20 protein-coding genes are annotated in these 20,170 nt (G+C 63.2%); 13 read left to right on the forward strand and 7 right to left on the reverse strand.

What is annotated here, in order from left to right:
* Positions 1 to 6: 6 nt before the first annotated feature.
* Positions 7 to 345, reverse strand: a complete 339-nt coding sequence (locus tag E2A64_RS09495; protein ID WP_133284106.1) for a P-II family nitrogen regulator — start codon at positions 343 to 345, stop codon at positions 7 to 9.
* Between the two features lie 379 nt (positions 346 to 724).
* Here E2A64_RS09495 and E2A64_RS09500 point away from each other — a divergent pair, with 379 nt between their 5' ends.
* Complete coding sequence (locus E2A64_RS09500) at positions 725 to 2,170, forward strand: NAD(P)H-hydrate dehydratase (protein WP_133284107.1); 1,446 nt, start codon at positions 725 to 727, stop codon at positions 2,168 to 2,170.
* 6 nt (positions 2,171 to 2,176) lie between these two features.
* Here the strand turns inward: E2A64_RS09500 and E2A64_RS09505 are convergent, their stop codons facing one another.
* The gene (locus E2A64_RS09505) at positions 2,177 to 3,016 is read right to left on the reverse strand and encodes an AraC family transcriptional regulator (RefSeq protein ID WP_428977458.1); all 840 of its coding nucleotides are present in this window, start codon (positions 3,014 to 3,016) and stop codon (positions 2,177 to 2,179) included.
* A gap of 152 nt (positions 3,017 to 3,168) precedes the next feature.
* On the opposite strand from E2A64_RS09505, the gene E2A64_RS09510 reads away from it, so the two are divergent.
* Complete coding sequence (locus E2A64_RS09510; RefSeq protein WP_133284108.1) at positions 3,169 to 4,419, forward strand: MFS transporter; 1,251 nt, start codon at positions 3,169 to 3,171, stop codon at positions 4,417 to 4,419.
* Between the two features lie 13 nt (positions 4,420 to 4,432).
* Here E2A64_RS09510 and E2A64_RS09515 read toward each other — a convergent pair whose 3' ends face one another.
* Genes E2A64_RS09515 through uvrA form a run of 3 tightly spaced genes read right to left on the reverse strand, consistent with a single transcriptional unit; the run spans position 4,433 to position 8,845 of the window.
* Entirely contained in the window at positions 4,433 to 5,239 is an 807-nt protein-coding gene (locus tag E2A64_RS09515; protein WP_133284109.1) for a DUF72 domain-containing protein, read from the reverse strand.
* 1 nt (position 5,240) lies between these two features.
* Positions 5,241 to 5,873, reverse strand: coding sequence for a glutathione S-transferase family protein (locus E2A64_RS09520; RefSeq protein WP_133284110.1), 633 nt, complete (start codon positions 5,871 to 5,873; stop codon positions 5,241 to 5,243).
* A 47-nt stretch (positions 5,874 to 5,920) separates the two neighbouring features.
* Positions 5,921 to 8,845, reverse strand: a complete 2,925-nt coding sequence (gene uvrA, locus E2A64_RS09525; RefSeq protein ID WP_133284111.1) for an excinuclease ABC subunit UvrA — start codon at positions 8,843 to 8,845, stop codon at positions 5,921 to 5,923.
* Between the two features lie 275 nt (positions 8,846 to 9,120).
* Between uvrA and E2A64_RS09530 the strand changes: the two genes are divergently transcribed.
* The 5 genes from E2A64_RS09530 (at position 9,121) to E2A64_RS09550 (ending at position 12,219) form a co-directional block, all read left to right on the forward strand.
* Positions 9,121 to 9,855, forward strand: coding sequence for a phosphatase PAP2 family protein (locus tag E2A64_RS09530; RefSeq protein WP_158285725.1), 735 nt, complete (start codon positions 9,121 to 9,123; stop codon positions 9,853 to 9,855).
* On the forward strand, positions 9,852 to 10,688 hold the full coding sequence (locus E2A64_RS09535) for a DUF1206 domain-containing protein (RefSeq protein WP_158285726.1): 837 nt from the start codon (positions 9,852 to 9,854) through the stop codon (positions 10,686 to 10,688). Before E2A64_RS09530 ends, E2A64_RS09535 begins: the two co-directional genes overlap by 4 nt.
* Before the next feature lie 214 nt (positions 10,689 to 10,902).
* A complete protein-coding gene (locus tag E2A64_RS09540) occupies positions 10,903 to 11,439 on the forward strand; it encodes a single-stranded DNA-binding protein (RefSeq protein ID WP_133284114.1) in 537 nt (178 codons plus the stop codon).
* A gap of 37 nt (positions 11,440 to 11,476) precedes the next feature.
* A complete protein-coding gene (locus E2A64_RS09545; protein ID WP_244598201.1) occupies positions 11,477 to 11,797 on the forward strand; it encodes a hypothetical protein in 321 nt (106 codons plus the stop codon).
* On the forward strand, positions 11,797 to 12,219 hold the full coding sequence (locus E2A64_RS09550) for a VOC family protein (RefSeq protein WP_133284115.1): 423 nt from the start codon (positions 11,797 to 11,799) through the stop codon (positions 12,217 to 12,219). The genes E2A64_RS09545 and E2A64_RS09550 overlap by 1 nt, the downstream gene beginning before the upstream one ends.
* 4 nt (positions 12,220 to 12,223) lie before the next feature.
* Here the strand turns inward: E2A64_RS09550 and E2A64_RS09555 are convergent, their stop codons facing one another.
* The gene (locus E2A64_RS09555; protein ID WP_133284116.1) at positions 12,224 to 12,850 is read right to left on the reverse strand and encodes a MarC family protein; all 627 of its coding nucleotides are present in this window, start codon (positions 12,848 to 12,850) and stop codon (positions 12,224 to 12,226) included.
* Between the two features lie 176 nt (positions 12,851 to 13,026).
* Between E2A64_RS09555 and gyrA the strand changes: the two genes are divergently transcribed.
* Complete coding sequence (gene gyrA / locus E2A64_RS09560) at positions 13,027 to 15,855, forward strand: DNA gyrase subunit A (protein WP_133284117.1); 2,829 nt, start codon at positions 13,027 to 13,029, stop codon at positions 15,853 to 15,855.
* Positions 15,856 to 15,892: 37 nt separating this feature from the next.
* On the opposite strand, the gene E2A64_RS18110 is transcribed toward gyrA, so the two are convergent.
* Positions 15,893 to 16,024 carry a hypothetical protein gene (locus tag E2A64_RS18110; protein ID WP_280177531.1) on the reverse strand — a complete coding sequence of 44 codons (132 nt, stop codon included), beginning with the start codon at positions 16,022 to 16,024 and terminating at the stop codon, positions 15,893 to 15,895.
* A gap of 152 nt (positions 16,025 to 16,176) precedes the next feature.
* On the opposite strand from E2A64_RS18110, the gene coaD reads away from it, so the two are divergent.
* The 5 genes from coaD to tgt all read left to right on the forward strand — a co-directional run bounded on the left by coaD (position 16,177) and on the right by tgt (position 20,168).
* Positions 16,177 to 16,668: a pantetheine-phosphate adenylyltransferase gene (gene coaD / locus E2A64_RS09565; RefSeq protein WP_133284118.1), complete on the forward strand. Its 492-nt coding sequence runs from the start codon at positions 16,177 to 16,179 to the stop codon at positions 16,666 to 16,668.
* 120 nt (positions 16,669 to 16,788) lie between these two features.
* Positions 16,789 to 17,349, forward strand: coding sequence for a peptidylprolyl isomerase (locus tag E2A64_RS09570; RefSeq protein WP_244598202.1), 561 nt, complete (start codon positions 16,789 to 16,791; stop codon positions 17,347 to 17,349).
* Between the two features lie 29 nt (positions 17,350 to 17,378).
* The gene (locus E2A64_RS09575) at positions 17,379 to 17,888 is read left to right on the forward strand and encodes a peptidylprolyl isomerase (RefSeq protein ID WP_133284120.1); all 510 of its coding nucleotides are present in this window, start codon (positions 17,379 to 17,381) and stop codon (positions 17,886 to 17,888) included.
* Between the two features lie 73 nt (positions 17,889 to 17,961).
* Positions 17,962 to 19,035 carry a tRNA preQ1(34) S-adenosylmethionine ribosyltransferase-isomerase QueA gene (queA, locus tag E2A64_RS09580; RefSeq protein WP_133284121.1) on the forward strand — a complete coding sequence of 358 codons (1,074 nt, stop codon included), beginning with the start codon at positions 17,962 to 17,964 and terminating at the stop codon, positions 19,033 to 19,035.
* Positions 19,035 to 20,168, forward strand: coding sequence for a tRNA guanosine(34) transglycosylase Tgt (tgt, locus tag E2A64_RS09585; RefSeq protein WP_133284122.1), 1,134 nt, complete (start codon positions 19,035 to 19,037; stop codon positions 20,166 to 20,168). Before queA ends, tgt begins: the two co-directional genes overlap by 1 nt.
* Positions 20,169 to 20,170 lie beyond the last annotated feature (2 nt).

The following is a 20,170-nucleotide window of genomic DNA, read 5'->3' on the forward strand; positions in this document are numbered from 1 at the left end:
AGGCCTTCATATGGCCTCGTCGCCGGTTTCGCCAGTCCGAATGCGGATTGCTTCTTCGATGCTCGACACAAAAATCTTGCCGTCACCGATCCGGCCGGTCTGTGCGGCGTTGCGGATGGCTTCGATCGCCGTCTCGACGGATTCGTCGGCCAGCACGACTTCGACTTTCACCTTCGGCAGGAAGTCGACCACATATTCGGCGCCCCGGTAGAGCTCCGTGTGGCCCTTCTGCCGGCCGAAACCCTTGGCTTCGGTGACCGTGATGCCCTGAAGCCCCACTTCCTGGAGAGCTTCCTTCACTTCATCGAGCTTGAAGGGCTTGATGATCGCTTCGATTTTTTTCATTTGTTGGCCTAGCCTCCGCTAATTGCAGTCGCGAACAGATACCGCCGCACATCCGCCCGACGTTGAACGATAAGCACAAGCCATGCCAGTTCACCGGTCTTTCCGGCGCCCGCCCGACGTGGAAACCTCCAACCCGTCAAATCCCAGTGGTGCGACGAAGGTTTTGAATGGCCCGCGGCACCCAGTCTGTGAACCTGACGCGAGCAGGATGTCGAACGAATCGGCGCTGTGCATCGGTATCAGTTCTTATTGCGTACCCTTTATGCCCAGATATTCCTCTAAATGCACATAAAATATGCGATATCGGCGACGAATTCGCCTGTTGCCGCCGCCTCTTTCTCCGCTTGACGCATGATGGGCTGCATGGCACGCCATCGCAATGGCAATTGAGAACACCCGGCTGTTTACCCCCGCCGCAATGGGTGCGGTAGACCGCGCAGCAATCGATGGCAGCCTCAGCGGTCCGGGCCTGATGGAGCGCGCCGGAGCGGCCGTGGCTGCAAGCGCGCTCGAGCACTGGCCGGGTCTGAAACGCGCCATCATTCTGTGCGGTCCCGGCAATAATGGTGGAGATGGTCATGTCATCGCCCGCCATCTGGCCAGAGCGGGCGTCCCGGTCGAGCGCTTCGGAATGAAGCCCCGGGAGGGTACGGATGCCGCCTGGGCGTTCGAAAGCTTTCCGGGCGTGATCGCCGCGCTCGCGGATTATCGACCGGAGGCGGGCGACCTGATCATTGATGCCCTGTTCGGCGCGGGCCTCGACCGGGCGGTCCCGGACGAAATCGCGAAACTGATCGAGCGGGCCGCAAACGCCGGGACACCGGTGCTTGCCGTCGACCTGCCTTCGGGCCTGTCCGGCTATTCGGGCCGGCCGACAGGACCGTGCTTCCGTGCGGACCGGACAGTCACCTTCGCGGCGCTGAAGACAGGCCACGTCCTGCTACCGGGGCGTGATCTCTGCGGCGAGCTGGAAGTCGTCGATATCGGAATACCCTCCCGCCTCCTTGCGAACGACGATCCGGTCGTTCTCAACGATCCTTCGGTCTACGGGACCACCAGCCCTGCCATCGACGCATCGAGCCACAAATATGCCCGCGGGCACCTCGTCGTCTTTTCCGGCCCCCTGATTTCGTCCGGCGCGTCGCGCATGTCGGCGCAGGCGGGATTGAGGGCCGGTGCGGGGCTGGTGACCGTCGCGTCGCCACCCGGCGCCGTCATGGCGCAGTCTGCGCATCTCACTGCCGTCATGCAGCGTTCGGTGGGTGACGCGGATGCGCTGTCGGACTGGCTGAAGGACGATCGTCTGGCGGCTTTCGTGCTCGGTCCCGGTTTCGGACACAATGAACTCGTGAAGGACTACGCCCGGATCGTTCTCGAGGCGGGCAGGGCGCTGGTGCTCGATGCCGACGGTCTGACGGCCTTCGCCGATACGATCGCCGACCTGTCTTCATTCGACGCCCCCAAGGTGCTGACGCCTCATGAGGGCGAGTTCCGCCGTCTTTTCCCCGATCTGCTAGATGATGACGCTCTGTCGAAGATCGACCGGGCGCGCCGTGCGGCTTCGCGCGTCAACGCCATCGTCGTCTACAAGGGGGCGGATACGGTGATCGCGGCGCCGGACGGTCGCGCGGCGATCAATTGCGATGCGCCGTCGAAACTGGCGACCGCCGGCTCGGGTGACGTTCTCGCAGGTATTGTCGGCGCATCTCTGGCCAATGGCAGGCCGCCGTTCGAGGCCGCCTGTGCCGCCGTCGCGCTCCACGCGGAAGCCGCCCGTCGCGCGCCGGACCACATGACGGCCGAGGATCTCATCGCGGCGATCTGAAGACGGTCACGCGACCGCCTGCTGACCGCGGAAATAGGATCTTGGCGGCTGGCCGAGCATGCGGCGGAACATGTGCGTGAAGGCCGGCACGCTGTCGTAACCCAGATCGAGAGCCACGGTGGTGACCGCTTCCCCGGCGCCGAGGCGCGGCAAGGCGGCGAGCAGACAGGCCTGCTGGCGCCATGTCGACAGGCTCAGCCCTGTCTCCTGACGAAATGCCCTGGTGAAGGTGCGGCGGCTCATTCCGGCGGCCGCAGCCCAGTCGTCAATATCCGTATGCGCGGAAGGGTCTGAGACGAAATCCCGGCAAAGCGCGGCAAGCCTGCCGTGTGTCGGAAACGGAAGGCCGAGCGGCCGTTCAGGCAGATGCGGGATTTCATGCAGAAGCGCGCCGAAGATATGCCTGGCGCGCGGGCCGGGGTCTTCGCCCGAGAGAAGAACCGCCTCGGCGATGAGGCTGCGCATCAGGGATGTGAGCCCGGTGACCACGAGGCGGGCGGGCAGGCCGCTGACGGCTTCCGGCCGCACATAGGCCGAGCTCATCCTGACGTCTCCGATCATGTCGGTGCCGTGTGGCATGAAGGCCGGGATCCAGAGCGCATGGTCGGGCGGCACCATCCAGCTGCCTTCCCGCGTGCTGACCGTTACCGCGCCGCCGAATACGCACAGGAGTTGCGCGCGGCCGTGGCTGTGCTCGGCGACCCGGTCTCCATCCGCATAGATGTGCCCGGCGGCGACAACCGGCGCTTCCGAGGTTTCCACGGCATCCATCGTTTCCGCCGACAGCGCGACGAGGTTCTCGTCGCCCTGACGCCTCCGGAACGGAAATGGAGTGCTGCTCGACATCGAATTTGGCCCAAATGAGTAATAAATCGACCAAAACACGAAAGCAGGTCGGTCGCAACCGGTGATAACACATGCAGAACAAGGGAGCGGGATGCTCTCGTCGACCATCAGCCCGCCGATCATCAGTCCGGCAATCGTCAGGAAGCGAATTCATGTCCGTCGTTACGGAGGATGCCGCGGCATCCTCGACCGCCTCAACCGTTTCGGAAGCATCCACGCCCGCCGCCGGCAGCTATGCGGCGCCTGCCGCCTTCAGCATCGTCACGGCGCTCAGCCTGTGTCATTTTCTCAACGACACGATGCAGTCGATGATTTCGGCGATCTACCCGATGCTGAAGGAGAATTTCGCGCTGAGCTTTGCACAGATCGGACTCCTGACCTTCACCTTCCAGGTCACGGCCTCGCTGCTCCAGCCGCTGATCGGCGCCTATACCGACAAGCGACCGCTCGGCTATTCGCTGCCTGTCGGCATGTCCTTCACCTTTCTCGGACTTCTGCTTCTGGCCTTTTCCGGCCATTACGGATTGCTTCTGTTCGCCGCCGGCATGGTGGGCATCGGCTCGGCGGTCTTCCATCCCGAATCCTCCCGCATCGCGCGACTGGCCTCGGGCGGACGCCACGGCACGGCGCAATCGGTATTTCAGCTCGGCGGCAATTTCGGCACCGCAGGCGGACCGCTGCTCGCGGCCTTCATCGTCATTCCGGGTGGGCAGACGAGCGTCGCCTGGTTCTGCATCGCCGCCTTGATGGGGATTGCGATCCTGACCTGGGTCAGCCGCTGGTACGGGAACTATCGTCGCGCCGCCGCCGGTCGTCCCGCGCCGTCGACGGCGCTGGTCCACAGCCGCCGGCGTGTTATCTTCACGCTCGGCGTGCTCGCCATGCTCGTCTTCTCCAAGCACGTCTACATGGCGGCGTTCACCAGCTATTACACCTTCTACACGATCGCGCGCTTCGGCATCGACGTGCAGCAGGCGCAGATACTGCTCTTCGTGTTCCTGGGCGCCGCTGCCGCCGGCACCTTCGCGGGCGGCCCGATCGGTGACCGCATCGGCACGCGCACCGTCATCTGGGTCTCGATCCTCGGCATCCTGCCGTTCTCGCTGATGCTGCCCTATGCCAATTTCGAATGGACGATCGTGCTGACCACGATCATCGGCTTCGTCCTTGCCTCGGCCTTTCCGGCAATCGTCGTCTTCGCGCAGGAGATGGTGCCCGGTCGCGTCGGGCTGGTCGCCGGCATCTTCTTCGGCTTCGCCTTCGGTCTGGGCGGCATCGGGGCGGCGGTGCTGGGCGAGATCGCCGATGCCCGCGGCATCGAATATGTCTACTGGCTCTGCTCCTTCCTGCCGTTTCTCGGGCTGCTGACGGTGTTTCTCCCGCGGCTCGCCCCCAGACGGTAAGAACGCAGCCTGTTCAGCCGACCTTTTTCTGCAATGTCTTCGCGCCTTCGGGCGCGTTGACCTTGCCGCCGGTGATGAAGAAGGCGAAGACGTCGCGGGGCTTCTTCTCGACCTTTCGGGCCTCGGCGATCGGCGGCAGATCATCAGGCACGCCGCCCTCCGCATAGGTCCCGAACCGCTTCGCCCAGGCGTCGATGTCGTTCGTCGGATAACAGGTCGGCGTATCGTCGGTGCCTTGCTGGAGCCGGGCATAGACGAAGTCCGAGGTCACGTCGGCGAACATCGGATATTCCGCGTGATCGGCGACCACGGCCGCGACATTGTATTTGGCAATCAGTTCGACGAATTCCGGCGTGCAGAAACTGTCGTGACGCGGTTCGACCACGTGCTTGAGCGGCAGGCCGTCCTGCTCCTTCGGAAGCAGGTTGAGAAATCCCTCGAAATCCTCGGGCTCGAATTTCTTTGTCGCCATGAACTGCCACAGGATCGGCCCCAGCCGGTCGCCGAGCTCGGCGATGCCCTGCGTCAGGAATTTCTCGATCGACGGCCCGCCTTCGGCCAGCACCTTGCGATTGGTGCAGTAGCGGCTGGCCTTGAGCGAGAAGACGAAACCGTCGGGCGTTTCCTCGCGCCATTTGGCGAATGTCGCCGGCTTCTGGCTGCCGTAATAGGTGCCGTTGACCTCGATCGCGGTGAGCTGGCGGCTCGCATATTCGAGCTGCCGCTTCTTGGCGAGTTTTTCCGGATAGAACTGACCGTTCTCCCACGGCTCGAAGGTCCAGCCGCCGATGCCGGTGCGGATTGTGCCTTGGCTCACGATGCTACTCCTTGGTCGGGGGGATGAAAGGCTGATAGATGTCCTGGAAGACGGGCAAGGCGCTCAGCCTTTCGGCCTGACGGTGCAGCGTCGGATAGGCCCCGGCGTCGAACAGTGCCGGGTGGCAGGCCGACAGATGCTCGATGGTCGTGCCCAGGGCGATGTCGGCATGGGTGATCCGGTCCTCGAACCAGTAGTCCGACTTGAGCGCGGACCCTTCGGCTTCGAGTGCGGCGAGTGCGCCCGATATCTGGCTTCGGCAGCGATCCATGAAGAGCTGCGACGGAGTGTCGTGCAGCACCTGTTCGTAAAACAGCGCCACCGCCTTGTCCGAAATGCCGCTGGCAAGGCCGGTGACGCGCCTGAGCGCCATCCGGTCGGCGGTCGAAGCCGGCATCAGCGATGTGCCGCACGCAGCCGTCTCGTCGAGATGGGCGAGAATGCCCTGGCTTTCGACGAGGACGGTGCCGTCGTCGAGCACCAGCGTCGGAACCCGCAACAGCGGATTGAAGGCACTCAACTTGTCGGCATCGCCGAAAGTGGACCACGGCCGGTGCTCGAATGCGACGTCATACAGTTTGAGCGCGATGCCGACGCGACGGCAGAAGGGCGAATCGAATTGCCCGATCAGGATCATGGGTAAGTCCTTGCCATCCCTGGTTTCGTCGGAGCCATATTCGACGTCTACTCCGCCGCTTCCACCCGTTTTCCGCCCGGCCGCCGCTCCAGGAGTTCCTTGAGGAACTGGCCTGTGTAAGAGCGCTCGACCTTCACGACATCCTCCGGCGTGCCTTCGGCGACGATCTCGCCGCCGCCGTCGCCGCCTTCGGGGCCGAGATCGATCACCCAGTCGGCGGTCTTGATGACTTCGAGATTGTGCTCGATGACGACAACCGAATTGCCCTGTTCCACCAGCTCATGCAGCACTTCGAGAAGCTTGGCGACATCGTGGAAGTGCAGCCCGGTGGTCGGCTCGTCGAGGATGTAGAGCGTGCGCCCGGTCGAACGTTTCGACAGTTCCTTGGCGAGTTTCACGCGCTGCGCCTCACCGCCCGAAAGTGTCGTGGCCTGCTGGCCCACCTTGATGTAGCCGAGCCCCACGCCCTGCAGCGCGATCAGCTTGTCGCGCACGGACGGCACGGCGGAGAAGAACTCGACACCTTCCTCCACCGTCATGTCGAGCACATCGGCAATCGACTTGCCCTTGAAGGTGACGTCGAGCGTTTCGCGGTTGTAGCGCTTGCCGTGGCAGACGTCGCAGGTGACGTAGACGTCGGGCAGGAAGTGCATCTCGATCTTGATGACGCCGTCGCCCTGGCAGGCCTCGCAGCGGCCGCCCTTGACGTTGAAGGAGAAACGGCCCGGCTGGTAACCGCGCGCCTTCGCCTCCGGCAGGCCGGCGAACCAGTCACGGATCGGGGTGAAGGCACCGGTATAGGTCGCCGGGTTCGAGCGCGGGGTGCGCCCGATCGGCGACTGGTCGATGTCGATCACCTTGTCGATATGCTCGAAACCGTCGATCCGGTCGTGCTCGGCCGGATGGTCGCGCGACCCCATGATGCGCCGGGCTGCGGACTTGTAGAGCGTCTCGATCAAGAAGGTCGACTTGCCGCCGCCGGACACGCCGGTCACCGCGGTAAAGACGCCGAGCGGGATCGACGCCGTGACGTTCTTGAGATTGTTGCCGCGCGCGCCGATCACCTTCAGTTCGCGCTTCTTCTTCGGCTTGCGCCTTTCGGCGGGCACGGCGACCTCGAGATCGCCGGAGAGATAGCGGCCGGTGATCGAGTTCGGATTCGCCATGATCTCGTTGGGCTTGCCCTCGGCAATCACCTGGCCGCCATGGACGCCAGCGGCGGGGCCGATATCGACCACATAGTCGGCGGTCAGGATCGCGTCCTCGTCATGCTCGACCACGATCACCGTATTGCCGATGTCGCGCAGATGCTTGAGCGTATCGAGAAGCCGGGCATTGTCGCGCTGGTGCAGGCCGATCGACGGCTCGTCGAGAACGTAGAGCACGCCGGTCAGGCCCGAGCCGATCTGCGAGGCCAGACGGATGCGCTGGCTCTCGCCGCCCGACAGAGTGCCGGAATTGCGGCTGAGCGTCAGATAGTCGAGGCCGACATCGTTGAGGAAACGCAGCCTTTCGCGGATCTCCTTGAGAATGCGGACGGCGATGTTGTTCTGCTTCTCGTTCAGCGTCTCGGGCAGGGCCTCGTACCAGTCGCCGGCCTTGCGGATCGACATCTGGGTCACTTCACCGATGTGCAGTCCGTTGATCTTGACGGCCAGAGCCTCGGGCTTGAGGCGATAGCCGTTGCATGCCGGGCAGGGGGCGGCGGACATGTAGCGCTCGATTTCCTCGCGCGCCCAGGCGCTGTCGGTTTCCTTCCAGCGGCGCTCGAGATTGGGGATCACACCCTCGAATGTCTTTGCCGTCTTGTAGGAGCGCAACCCGTCGTCATAGCGGAACTCGATCTTCTCTTTCGTTCCGTACAGGATGGCTTTCTGCGCGGTCTCGGGCAGTTCGGACCACTTGTCGCCGAGCTTGAAGCCGAAATGGCTGCCGAGCGCTTCCAGCGTCTGGGTGTAGTAAGGAGAGGACGAGCGCGACCAGGGCGCCACCGCGCCGCTGCGTACCACGGCGTTCTGGTCGGGGATCACCAGCGCTTCGTCGATCTTCTGCTGGCTGCCGAGACCGTCGCAGGTCGGGCAGGCGCCATGGGGATTGTTGAACGAGAAAAGCCGCGGCTCGATTTCCGGGATCGTGAAGCCGGACACCGGGCAGGCGAATTTTTCCGAGAAAAGCACGCGCTCATGGGTTTCGTTGAGCGACTTGTTGGCCGCCCCGCCCGCAGCCGTCTCGGCTTCCGGCAGCGGCTTGTCGGCGAATTCCGCAATCGCAAGACCCTCGGCGAGCGTCAGGCAGGTTTCCAGACTGTCGGCCAGGCGCGCGGCCATGTCCTCGCGCACGACGACACGGTCGACGACCACGTCGATGTCGTGCTTGAACTTCTTGTCGAGCGCGGGCACGTCGGCGATCTCGTAGAATTCGCCGTCGACCTTCACCCGCTGGAAGCCCTTTTTCATCAGTTCGGCGAGTTCCTTGCGATACTCGCCCTTCCGGCCGCGAACCATCGGCGCCAGGATATAGAGACGGCTGCCTTCCTCGAAGGCGAGTACGCGGTCCACCATCTGGCTGACCGTCTGGCTCTCGATAGGCAGCCCGGTCGCGGGAGAATAGGGAACGCCCACGCGTGCAAACAAGAGGCGCATGTAATCGTAGATCTCGGTGACCGTGCCGACGGTCGAGCGCGGATTCTTGCTCGTCGTCTTCTGCTCGATGGAGATGGCCGGCGACAGGCCGTCGATCTGGTCGACATCCGGCTTCTGCATCATTTCCAGGAACTGCCGGGCATAGGCCGACAGACTTTCGACATAACGGCGCTGGCCTTCCGCATAGATCGTATCGAAGGCGAGCGAGGATTTGCCCGAGCCCGACAGGCCGGTCATCACGATCAGCTTGTCGCGGGGCAGGTCCAGATCGACATTTTTGAGATTGTGCTCGCGGGCGCCGCGGATGGATATGGTCTTGAGATCGCTCATGAAGTCGCTCGCAGGCATTAGTCTTGCAATGGATATGTCGGAAGATGCCGCAGAAGGCAGCATCATAGATAAGATGTTTTGTGCCGATGTCGAGGCATGGAGGTCATATCACGCCCGCGATTCGTTTTTGTCAGCATAGTTCAGTAGTGAGAACATATAAAGAACAAGCGAACATCTCGCGACAGTCTCGACCATGCGGGAACGAAACCGTGCGCCGGATGTTACGCAATCGACCCTTGTTTCAATCGTCAGCGGGCGGGAGCAGCAGAACAGACATGTCGGAGAGCATCGCGGGCACCGGCCTCGCTTCGAAATCGAAATGGTCGGAGATGAGCGCCGCGGAAAAGCGCGTCGCGCTCCTTACGGTTCTCTGCCTTTTCGGCTTCGGCGTCCTGGCTGTTCTCGTCACGCTCGGCAAGGGCGACGATATCGATCGCCATCTCTTGCTCGAATTCCGCCCCGGCGGACCGGACGGCCCGCCTTTCGGACCCGATTGGTTCCGCGAGGCGGCCGCGGAGTTCACCGCCCTTGGCGGCTATACCATTCTCTCAACCGTTGTCTTTCTGGCCTCGCTGACGTTGCTCACCTTTCGCAAGCGCGCGGCCGTTCTCTTTCTGCTCGCCTCCGTGGTGACGGGAAGCGCCGTTTCGACGGTCGCCAAACTCCTCTTCAATCGGTCGAGACCGGAAATCGTCGATCATCTCGACGTGACGTTCACTTCCAGCTTTCCGAGCGGCCACGCCATGGTGAGCGCGTTCACATGGCTGACGCTGGCGGCGATTGCGGTCCGCTTCGTGGAAAACGAGGGAACGCGGGTGGTGCTTGTCGGGTCGGCTGTCGCGCTGTCGCTGCTGATCGGCATCTCCAGGGTCTATCTCGGCGTTCACTGGCCCAGCGATGTCCTGGCGGGCTGGCTGTTCGGAGGCGCATGGGCCGGCATCTGCTGGCTCACGGCAAACCGCATTGCGCGGTCAACACACCGCAAACAGGAACTGGGAGAAGGTCAATGAGCTTATCGAGCGCGGGCAGCAAGGCCCTTGACATGTCGTCCGATCAACTCGTCTGGCTGGCGCGCGCCGGTTACGCCTCCCGGGGCGTCGTCTATCTCATCATCGGCCTTTTTGCCCTTCTGGCGGCAATCGGTTCGGGCGAGGCGCAGGGGTCGAAGGGCGCTCTCGAAAAACTGATGTCGCAGCCCGCCGGCGCCATCCTGATCGCTGCCATGATCGTCGGTCTCGTCGGCTATGTCGTCTGGCGTCTCATCCAGGCCGTCGGCGACGCCGATCGCCACGGCACCGACGCCAAGGGGCTCGCCATTCGCGGCGGTCTTCTCGTCAGCGCGCTCACCTACACCGCCCTTGCCATCTTTGCCGCGACACAGCTCGGCATCGTCACGGGAAGCAGCGACAGTGGCTCGGGAGGGGGCGGTTTCGCGCAGACGGTCGCGGGGTTCGTCGGCTCCCAATGGGTGGCGACCGGTCTGTCGGTCGTCTTCGTCTGCGTCGGGATCGCCCACTGGTACAAGGCGCTCACCGGAAAATTCAGGGACCATTTCGCGGCCTCCGAAGACAAGATGAAATTCATTTCGCCGATCTCGGTCGTCGGTCTCTGCGCCCGGGGCACCGTCTTCTTCATTCTTGCCTTCCTTCTGTTCTACCGTGGCCTGACTGCGGGGGAAGAGGGTGGTTCGACGCCCGGCATGAAGGATGCCCTCAAGTTCATCCAGGAACTGCCGATGGGCGATGCGCTTCTGGGGGGCATGGCGATCGGCATCGGCCTTTTCGCGCTTTACTCCTTCTGCGAGGCCGTTTGGCGCAAGGTGGACGTAGAGGAAGGCATCTGAGCCCTCCTTGATGATTTGCAGGCTTGCCTGAACGGCGGCTTGCAATCATCGCGTTTATGGAACATTTATAGAACATCGCCGGTGCCGGCAGAGCTGCAATTCGCTTGTGGATTGTCGTCATGCGGGGAGCCATTGCAGCCCCGCTCGTCTATGCTGGCGCAAAATCAGCGGAGGGCGCACTCTCCGCCACACACGTATATCTGGAGTTCACGTCATGGCAGGCAGCGTCAACAAGGTCATTCTGGTCGGAAATCTCGGCGCGGATCCGGAAATCCGCCGCACGCAGGACGGCCGGCCCATCGCGAACCTCTCGGTAGCCACCTCGGAAAGCTGGCGCGACCGCAACAGCGGCGAGCGTCGCGAGAAGACCGAATGGCACCGCGTGGTGATCTTCTCGGAAGGTCTCTGCAAGGTCGCCGAAAACTATCTGCGCAAGGGCTCCAAGGTCTATATCGAAGGCCAGCTCCAGACCCGCAAATGGCAGGACCAGAACGGCCAGGACAAGTATTCCACGGAAATCGTGCTGCAGGGATTCAACTCGACGCTGACCATGCTCGATGGCCGCGGCGAAGGCGAAGGTGGCGGCGGTTCGCGTGGCGGCATGGGCGGCGGCGGCGGCGGCATGGGTGGTGGCGGCGGCGGTTACGATGACCGTGGCGGCTACGACGATCGCGGCGGCTCGAGCGGTGGCGGCCAGCCCTCCGGCGGCGGCGGTTTCTCGCGCGATCTCGACGACGACATTCCGTTCTGAGGTCGAGGTTAAAGGATGATTGCGGGGAGGGCACTCTGTGAGCCAGCCTGAAAAGGATGACAAGGCAAGCGGAGCCGGTCCCGCCGTCCAGCCCGTCGGAACCTCCGAGCCCAATCCTCCCGTGCGCGGCATTCCGCAATGGCGCATCATGCTCGCGCATGTGATGGATTTTTTCACGACCTTCTTCGGCTTCGGCTTCCTGCTTGCCGCGCTGACTGGCGGCATCAACGAGGGTGGCTTCAAGCTGGAAGGCATTCCCGCCTTCCTGTGCTTCGGCTTGATCGCAGCCTATTTCTGGATCGGCACCTACTATGCCGGCGGCACGATCTGGCAGCGGATCCTGAGGACCCGGCGCTGATGGCGCAGCGGATTTCCAACATCGCCCTGGTCGTCCGAGACTATGACGAGGCGATCGCCTTTTATTGCGACACGCTCGGCTTCGCGCTTCTGGAAGACACCTATCAGCCTGAACAGGACAAGCGCTGGGTCGTCGTCCGTCCGCAGCGGGCGGGCGAAGGCACGTGCATCGTTCTCGCCCGCGCATCGAAGCCCGAACAGGAAGCCTTCATCGGCAACCAGGCGGGCGGTCGCGTCTTCATGTTCCTGGCGACCGACGACTTCGAGCGCGATCACGCGCTCTACCTGGCGCGCGGGGTCGAATTCGTCCGCGAGCCGAAGGTGATGGACTACGGAACCGTCGCCGACTTCCGCGACCTCTACGGGAATTTGTGGGATCTGGTCCAGTTCGCCGCCGGCCATCCGCTCGCCGTCGGCGGCTGACGGCTCAGGCGAAGAAGTATTGCTTCAGCCCGTCCACCACGAACTGCACTGACAGCGCTGCGAGCAACACGCCCAGCAGGCGGGTGAGGATGGCCCGGCCGGTGGTGCCAAGCCACTTGTCCACACGGTCGGCGATCATCAGGGTGAGAACCAGCACCGCCGCGGCGACGAGAAGCACGCCGATCAGCCCCAGGCGCTCGACCGGCGCCGAGAACGTACCCGCGAGCAGGATGACTGCCGAAATCGCTCCTGGGCCCGCGATCAGCGGAATGGCGAGCGGAAAAACCGACACGTTTGCTATGTGGTCCTGCGTCACGGCCCGTTCCGCGCTCTTCTCATGGCGTTCGTGCCGTTTCTCGAAGATCATCTCGAAGGCGATGACGAACAGAAGGATGCCGCCGGCGATACGGAAGGCTTCGAGCGAAATGCCGAGCGCCTGGAGGATCGCCGAGCCGGTCAATGCGAAGACGACGAGGATGCCGGTCGCAAGGATCACGCCGCGCAGCGCGGCCTGGATGCGCTCGCTGCGGGTCATGCCCGCCGTCAGCCCGAGAAAGATGGCCGCCAGACCCGGCGGATCATACATCACGATGATGGTGACGAAGGCGCTGACGAGGCTGTCGAAGGTCATGCGTGCGGGATCCCGAATGGCTGGTTTGACCTATCCCTAGGCGACGATCCGTGAAAGGGAAACCCTCGGTTGGGAAAACCTTGGAAAAGAAGCAACGAAAACCGCCGGAAATTGGCGGTAGCCCGGCGTTTCCGCTATACAGTTGCCAGTGATTCTGAAATGGAATGTGACCTGACTTGACCGACCAGACGAATGGTGGCGCCAAGCCACCGACACCGGGTATCGAACCGGTCTCGATCATTGAGGAAATGCAGCGCTCCTATCTCGATTACGCCATGAGCGTGATCGTGTCGCGTGCGCTGCCTGACGTGCGTGACGGCCTCAAGCCTGTCCACCGCCGTATTCTCTATGCGTCCCACGAGAGCGGCTATCACTGGAACCGCAAATATGTGAAATCGGCGCGGCCGGTCTCCGACGTGATGGGTAAGTACCACCCGCACGGCGACCAGTCGATCTACGATGCGATGGTCCGCATGGCCCAGCATTGGTCGATGGGCTCCATGCTCATCGACGGACAGGGCAATTTCGGCTCCATCGACGGCGATCCGCCGGCTGCGATGCGTTACACCGAGGCGCGCCTGACCAAGCTCGCCCACGAAATGCTCGAGGACATCGACAAGGATACCGTCGATTTCCAGGAGACCTACGACAATTCGGGCTCCGAGCCGAAGGTGCTACCGGCGCGCTTCCCGAACATGCTCGTCAACGGCGGCGGCGGCATCGCCGTCGGCATGGCGACCAATATCCCGACCCACAACCTCGTCGAAGTCTGCGACGCCACCATGGCGATCATGGACAATCCGTCGATCGATCTGCTCGAACTCATGCAGATCATTCCGGGGCCGGATTTCCCGACGGGCGGCATCATTCTCGGTCGCGCCGGCATCCGCTCCGCCTTCGAGACGGGCCGTGGCTCGGTTGTCATCCGCGGCAAGGTTCACGTCGAACCGATGCGCGGCGACCGCGAGGCGATCATCATCACCGAGGTTCCCTATCAGGTGAACAAGTCGGCGATGATCGAGAAGATGGCCGAACTGGTGCGCGACAAGCGCATCGAGGGCATTTCCGACCTGCGCGACGAATCCGACCGCCAGGGCTACCGGGTCGTCATCGAACTCAAGCGCGACGCCGTCGCCGACGTCATCATCAACCAGCTTTACCGCTACACGCCGCTGCAGACCTCGTTCGGGGTCAACATGGTGGCGCTCAACGGCGGCAAGCCGGAGCTGATGAACCTGATGGACGTGCTCAAGGCATTCATCAGCTTCCGCGAGGAAGTGGTGACCCGGCGCACGAAATACCTGCTGCGCAAGGCGCGCGAGCGCGCCCACGTCTTGGTCGGCCTGGCGATTGCCGTCGCCAATATCGACGAGGTCATTCACCTGATCCGTCACGCGCCCGATCCGCAGACGGCGCGCGAGCAGTTGATGACCCGCCGCTGGCCCGCGCGCGACGTCGAGCCGCTGATCCAGCTCATCGACGATCCGCGCCACCGGATCAACGACGACGGCACGTACAATCTCTCCGAGGAGCAGGCCCGCGCCATTCTCGAACTGCGTCTGTCGCGCCTGACAGCTCTCGGTCGTGACGAGATCGGCGACGAGCTCAACCAGATCGGCGAGGAGATCAAGGACTATCTCGATATCCTCGGTTCGCGCATTCGCGTCCAGCAGATCATCAAGGATGAGCTCATTGCGGTCCGCGACGAGTTCGGCGTGCCCCGTCGCACCGAGCTCACCGAAGGTGGTCCGGACATGGACGACGAGGACCTGATCGCCCGCGAGGACATGGTCGTGACCGTCAGCCACGCCGGCTACATCAAGCGCGTGCCGCTCGCCACCTACCGGGCGCAGCGTCGTGGCGGCAAGGGCCGCTCCGGCATGGCGACACGGGACGAGGATTTCGTCACCCGGTTGTTCGTCGCCAATACCCATACGCCTGTCCTGTTCTTCTCCTCCCGGGGCATTGTCTACAAGGAGAAGGTCTGGCGCCTGCCGATCGGTACGCCGCAATCGCGCGGCAAGGCGCTCATCAACATGCTGCCGCTGGAGCAGGGTGAGCGCATCACCTCGATCATGCCGTTGCCCGAGGATGAGGACAGCTGGGCAGATCTCGACGTGATGTTCGCCACCACCCGTGGCACCGTCCGCCGCAACAAGCTGTCCGACTTCGTCCAGGTCAACCGCAACGGCAAGATCGCGATGAAGCTCGACGAAGCGGACTCGATCCTCAACGTCGAGACCTGCAGCGACGCGCATGACGTTCTGCTGACGACGGCACTCGGCCAGTGCATCCGCTTCTCGGTGGGTGACGTCCGCGTGTTCGCGGGCCGTAACTCGGTCGGCGTCCGCGGCATTTCGCTCGGTCAGGACGATTCCCTCATCTCGATGACCATCGTTCATCATGTCGATGCCGAGGCGTGGGAGCGTGCAGCCTATCTCCGCCGCTCGACCGCCGAGCGGCGTGCGGTGACCGGCGAGGACGTCGAGGATGTGGCGCTTGTGGGCGAAGAGGCCGCGGAAGGCGAACTGCCCAACGAGCGTTATGAAGAGCTCAAGGAGCGCGAGGAGTTCATCCTCACGGTCTCCGAGAAGGGCTATGGCAAGCGGTCCTCGAGCTACGACTTCCGCATCTCGGGTCGCGGTGGCAAGGGCATCCGTGCCACCGATACCTCGAAGACCGCGGAAATCGGTCCGCTGATCGCCTGTTTCCCGGTGGATCACGGCGACCAGATCATGATGGTCTCGAACGGCGGTCAGGTGATCCGCACCCCCGTCGGCCAGATCCGCATGGCAAGCCGCGCCACCAAGGGTGTGACGATCTTCAATACGGCCAAGGATGAGCGTGTGGTCTCCGTCGACCGCATCCGCGAGCCGGAGGAGGAAGCCGCAGCCGAGGATGGTGACGAGCTGGTGGTGGACGGTGAAGCGTCAGCCGGAACGGCGCAGACTGCGGAAGCGGGCGAAACCCCGGATCAGTCGCCGGAGGAAAACGGCGAGGAATAGACTGGTAATCATGCCAGTGAAATCAGAAAGCCCGGCGCTAGCGTCGGGCTTTTTCCGTGACGCGAACGGTCTGGCGGTTTTCGGCTTCGCTGTTGCGGATGGCGGCAAGAGTAAGCCCGCCGAAGAGTGCGACGAAAAGAACGGTGACGACGGTAAAGGCTTCAAACATGGCAGTTGCCTCGTTTTCGTTTGAACTATGCGAGAAGTATGTGCTTGCGAGCCTGAACGAATTCTGAACGGGCTGCCCCGCTATTCTTCCGTGTGACCGTGCTTGATAGAGGCCTGTCGCCATGCCACACATACGAGCCAAAGGGAGTACACATGCGTACAGGCTATCTGGCGGGATCTTTCGACCCCATGACCAATGGACATCTCGACGTTCTGGTTCAGGGGCTGAACCTCTGTGACAAGGTGGTGATCGGGGTCGGCGTTTCGGCGACCAAGAAGCCGATGTTTTCAGCCGAGGAGCGCGAAAGGCTGATCTTTGCCTCGCTCGCCGAAGTGCTTCCCGGCCGCGTCGATGACGTGACCGTGGAAACCTTCTCCGAGCTTACGGTCACCGCGGCGCGAAAGGCCGGCGCCTCCGTGATCCTGCGCGGCCTGCGTGACGGCACCGATTTCGATTACGAGATGCAGATTGCCGGCATGAACGCCGAAATGGCGCCGGATCTGCAGACCGTCTTCCTGCCCGCGCGTGCATCCAACCGCCACATCACCGCCACGCTTGTCAGGCAAATCGCCGGCATGGGAGGCGATGTGAGCCCGTTCGTGCCGAAACCGGTCGACGCGGCAATAAGGGCAGGGCGCGAATAGGGACAGATCCCGCGCGTCATCCGCACTGGTCATGCGCCTGAGGGCGTTGCCATTGCCATCCGCCGTCCCATGTGCCAAACGCAATCGCCGGTCTCCGGCGTCGAAAGGGAGTTATCTCACGTGTTCAAGCATTTCGCCGCTTCCGCGGTTCTCGCCGCAGGTGTCTTTGCGACCAGCCTCGCATCCGCCGCGGACCGTATCACGATCGAGCTCAAGGACGGCCCCGTCGTCATCGAGCTGAACGACAAGGCCCCCGAACACGCAGCCCGCATCAAGGCGCTCGCCCAGGCCGGCGAGTATGACAATGTTGCTTTCCATCGTGTGATCGAAGGCTTCATGGCGCAGACCGGCGATGTCGAATTTGGCGACATGGAAGACGGGTTCGAGGCCGGCCGCGCCGGTACAGGCGGGTCGTCCGAGCCCGATCTGAAGGCCGAGTTCACCGATCAGCCCTTCGAACGCGGCACCGTCGGCATGGCCCGCGCGCAGAGCCCGGATTCCGCCAATTCGCAGTTTTTCATCATGTTCGACGAGGGCTCGTTCCTCAACGGCCAGTATACGGTCGTTGGACATGTCGTCTCCGGCATGGAAAATGTCGACAAGATCAAGCGCGGTGATCAGGCCGCCAATGGAGTGGTCGAGAACCCCGACCGCATGATCAAGGTAACCGTGGGCGGCTGATACCCGCTTCCGGCAAACAGGAGAGCCCAATGGCCGAAATCAAGGATCCCGAAAACACGCTTCTCATGGAAACCACGAAAGGCAATGTGGTTATCGAGATGTTCCCCGATCTGGCTCCCGGCCATGTGGGCCGCATCAAGGAACTCGCGCGCGAAGGCGCCTATGACGGCGTCGTCTTCCACCGCGTGATCGACGGCTTCATGGCTCAGACGGGTGACGTGAAGTTCGGCAAGTCCGGTGGTTCGTCCTTCGATCCGCGCCGCGCCGGCATGGGTGGCTCGGACAAGCCCGACCTGAAGGCCGAGTTCTCCAACATGAACCATGCCCGCGGCGTCTGCTCGATGGCCCGTGCCCAGAACCCGAACTCGGCCAACTCGCAGTTCTTCATCTGCTTCGAGGATGCCGGCTTCCTCAACCGTCAGTACACGGTCTGGGGACAGGTCGTCGAAGGCATGGAAAACATCGACCAGATCAAGCGTGGCGAGCCGGTGACCGATCCCGACAAGATCGTTTCGCTGAAGGTCGCCGCCGACGCCTGATCGGCCTCATTGAGACACTGGACGCGGCGGCGGGACACCGGACCGCCGCGTCTTTATTTTCGGGAACAAGACCGTGCGTGTCGATCTCTTCGATTTCGATCTCCCTGAGGACAATATTGCGCTTCGTCCCGCGAACCCGCGCGACAGCGCCAGGCTGCTTTCGGTCAAGCCCGACGGCACACTCGGCGATCTTGTCGTCCGTGATCTGCCGTCGTTGCTAAGGCCCGGAGACGCGCTCGTGTTCAATGATACGCGCGTCATACCCGCCCAGCTCGAGGGCTGGCGGATCCGTGGCGAGAACCGCTCGCGGATCTCCGCAACGCTGCACATGCGCGCCGGACCCGACACCTGGCTCGCCTTCGTCCGCCCCGCCAAGCGTGTCAGCGAGGGCGACCGCCTGTCTTTCGGGGAGGACAATCCGGCCTGCGACCTGGGCAGCCTTCTGGCGACCGCGGGACCGCGCGGCGACGGCGGCGAGTTCGAACTGCGCTTCGATCTGTCCGGTCCGGCGCTCGATCAGGCGATCATGACGGCCGGTCATATTCCGCTGCCGCCCTATATCGCATCGAAGCGCCCGGAAGACGAGCGCGACCGCGCCGATTACCAGACGATCTACGCGCGCGAGGAGGGCGCCGTTGCCGCACCCACGGCGGGCCTTCATTTCACCCCGGAGCTGTTCGCCGCGCTCGACGCGCGCGGCATTTCCCGCCATTTCGTCACGCTTCACGTGGGCGCAGGCACTTTCCTGCCGGTCAAGGCCGACGATACCGACGATCACCGCATGCATTCGGAAATCGGTCATGTCTCCGAAGAGGTGGCCCGGGCGTTGAACGAGGTTCGCGCAAGGGGCGGCCGGATCGTGTCGGTCGGCACGACGTCGCTGCGCCTGCTCGAGAGTGCAGCGTCCGAAGACGGCGTCATCCATCCGTGGTCGGGCGCGACCGACATCTTCATCACGCCCGGCTATGCTTTCCGGGCAGTCGACCTGCTGATGACGAATTTCCATCTGCCGCGTTCGACGCTCTTCATGCTGGTTTCGGCCTTCTCCGGCTCTGAAACGATGAAGGCGGCCTATGCGCACGCCATTGAAAACAATTACCGTTTCTATTCATACGGCGATTCAAGCTTGCTAGAGAGGGCGCCCTGATGAGCGCGAGCGAATTCGGCTTCAAGGTCACGGCGACCGATGGTGCGGCACGTCGAGGCACCGTCTCGATGCCGCGTGGCGAGATCCGGACGCCGGCCTTCATGCCGGTCGGCACCGGCGGCACCGTCAAGGCCATGTATATGGAACAGGTGCGGGATCTCGGCGCGGACATCATTCTCGGCAATACCTATCACCTGATGCTGCGTCCGGGAGCCGAGCGTGTCGCCAAGCTCGGCGGACTGCACAGCTTCGCCCGATGGGAACGGCCGATCCTGACCGATTCAGGCGGTTTCCAGGTCATGTCGCTCGCCGGCCTGCGCAAGGTCACGGAACAGGGCGTAACCTTTCAGTCCCACATCGACGGCCGCAAATACGACATGAGCCCGGAGCGCTCGATCGAGATCCAGGGGCTTCTGGATTCCGATATCCAGATGCAGCTCGATGAATGCGTCCGCCTGCCTGCTTCTGCCGAGGAAATCGAACGCGCCATGGAGATGTCTGTTCGCTGGGCGGATCGCTGCAAGACGGCCTTCGGCGACCAACCCGGCAAGGCGATGTTCGGCATCGTGCAGGGCGGCGACAGTCCGGCCCTGCGCGAACGTTCGGCCAGAGCGCTCGTCGATCTCGACCTCAAGGGGTACGCCGTCGGCGGGCTCGCCGTCGGTGAGCCGCAGGAAGTCATGCTCGACATGCTCGAGGTCACCTGTCCGCTTCTGCCGGACAACAAGCCGCGCTATCTGATGGGTGTCGGCACCCCGGACGATATCCTTAAATCCGTCGCGCGCGGCATCGACATGTTCGATTGTGTGATGCCCACGCGCGCAGGCCGTCACGGCCTTGCCTTCACCCGCTTCGGAAAGATCAACCTGAAGAATGCGCGCCATGCGGATGATCCGCGACCGCTCGATCCTGACAGCAATTGCCCGGCCGCTCGCGACTATTCGCGCGCCTATCTGCATCATCTCGTCCGCTCGAACGAGATCTTGGGCATGATGCTGCTGACCTGGGTGAACCTGGCCTATTATCAGGATCTCATGGCAGGCGTCCGTGGCGCGATCGAAGCCGGAAACTATGCTGATTTCTGCGCCGAGACGCAGGCCGGCTGGGAGAAGGGCGACATCGCGCCCGTGTGAGC

It is taken from the genome of Pseudohoeflea suaedae (assembly GCF_004354915.1).
Taxonomy (GTDB): domain Bacteria; phylum Pseudomonadota; class Alphaproteobacteria; order Rhizobiales; family Rhizobiaceae; genus Pseudohoeflea; species Pseudohoeflea suaedae.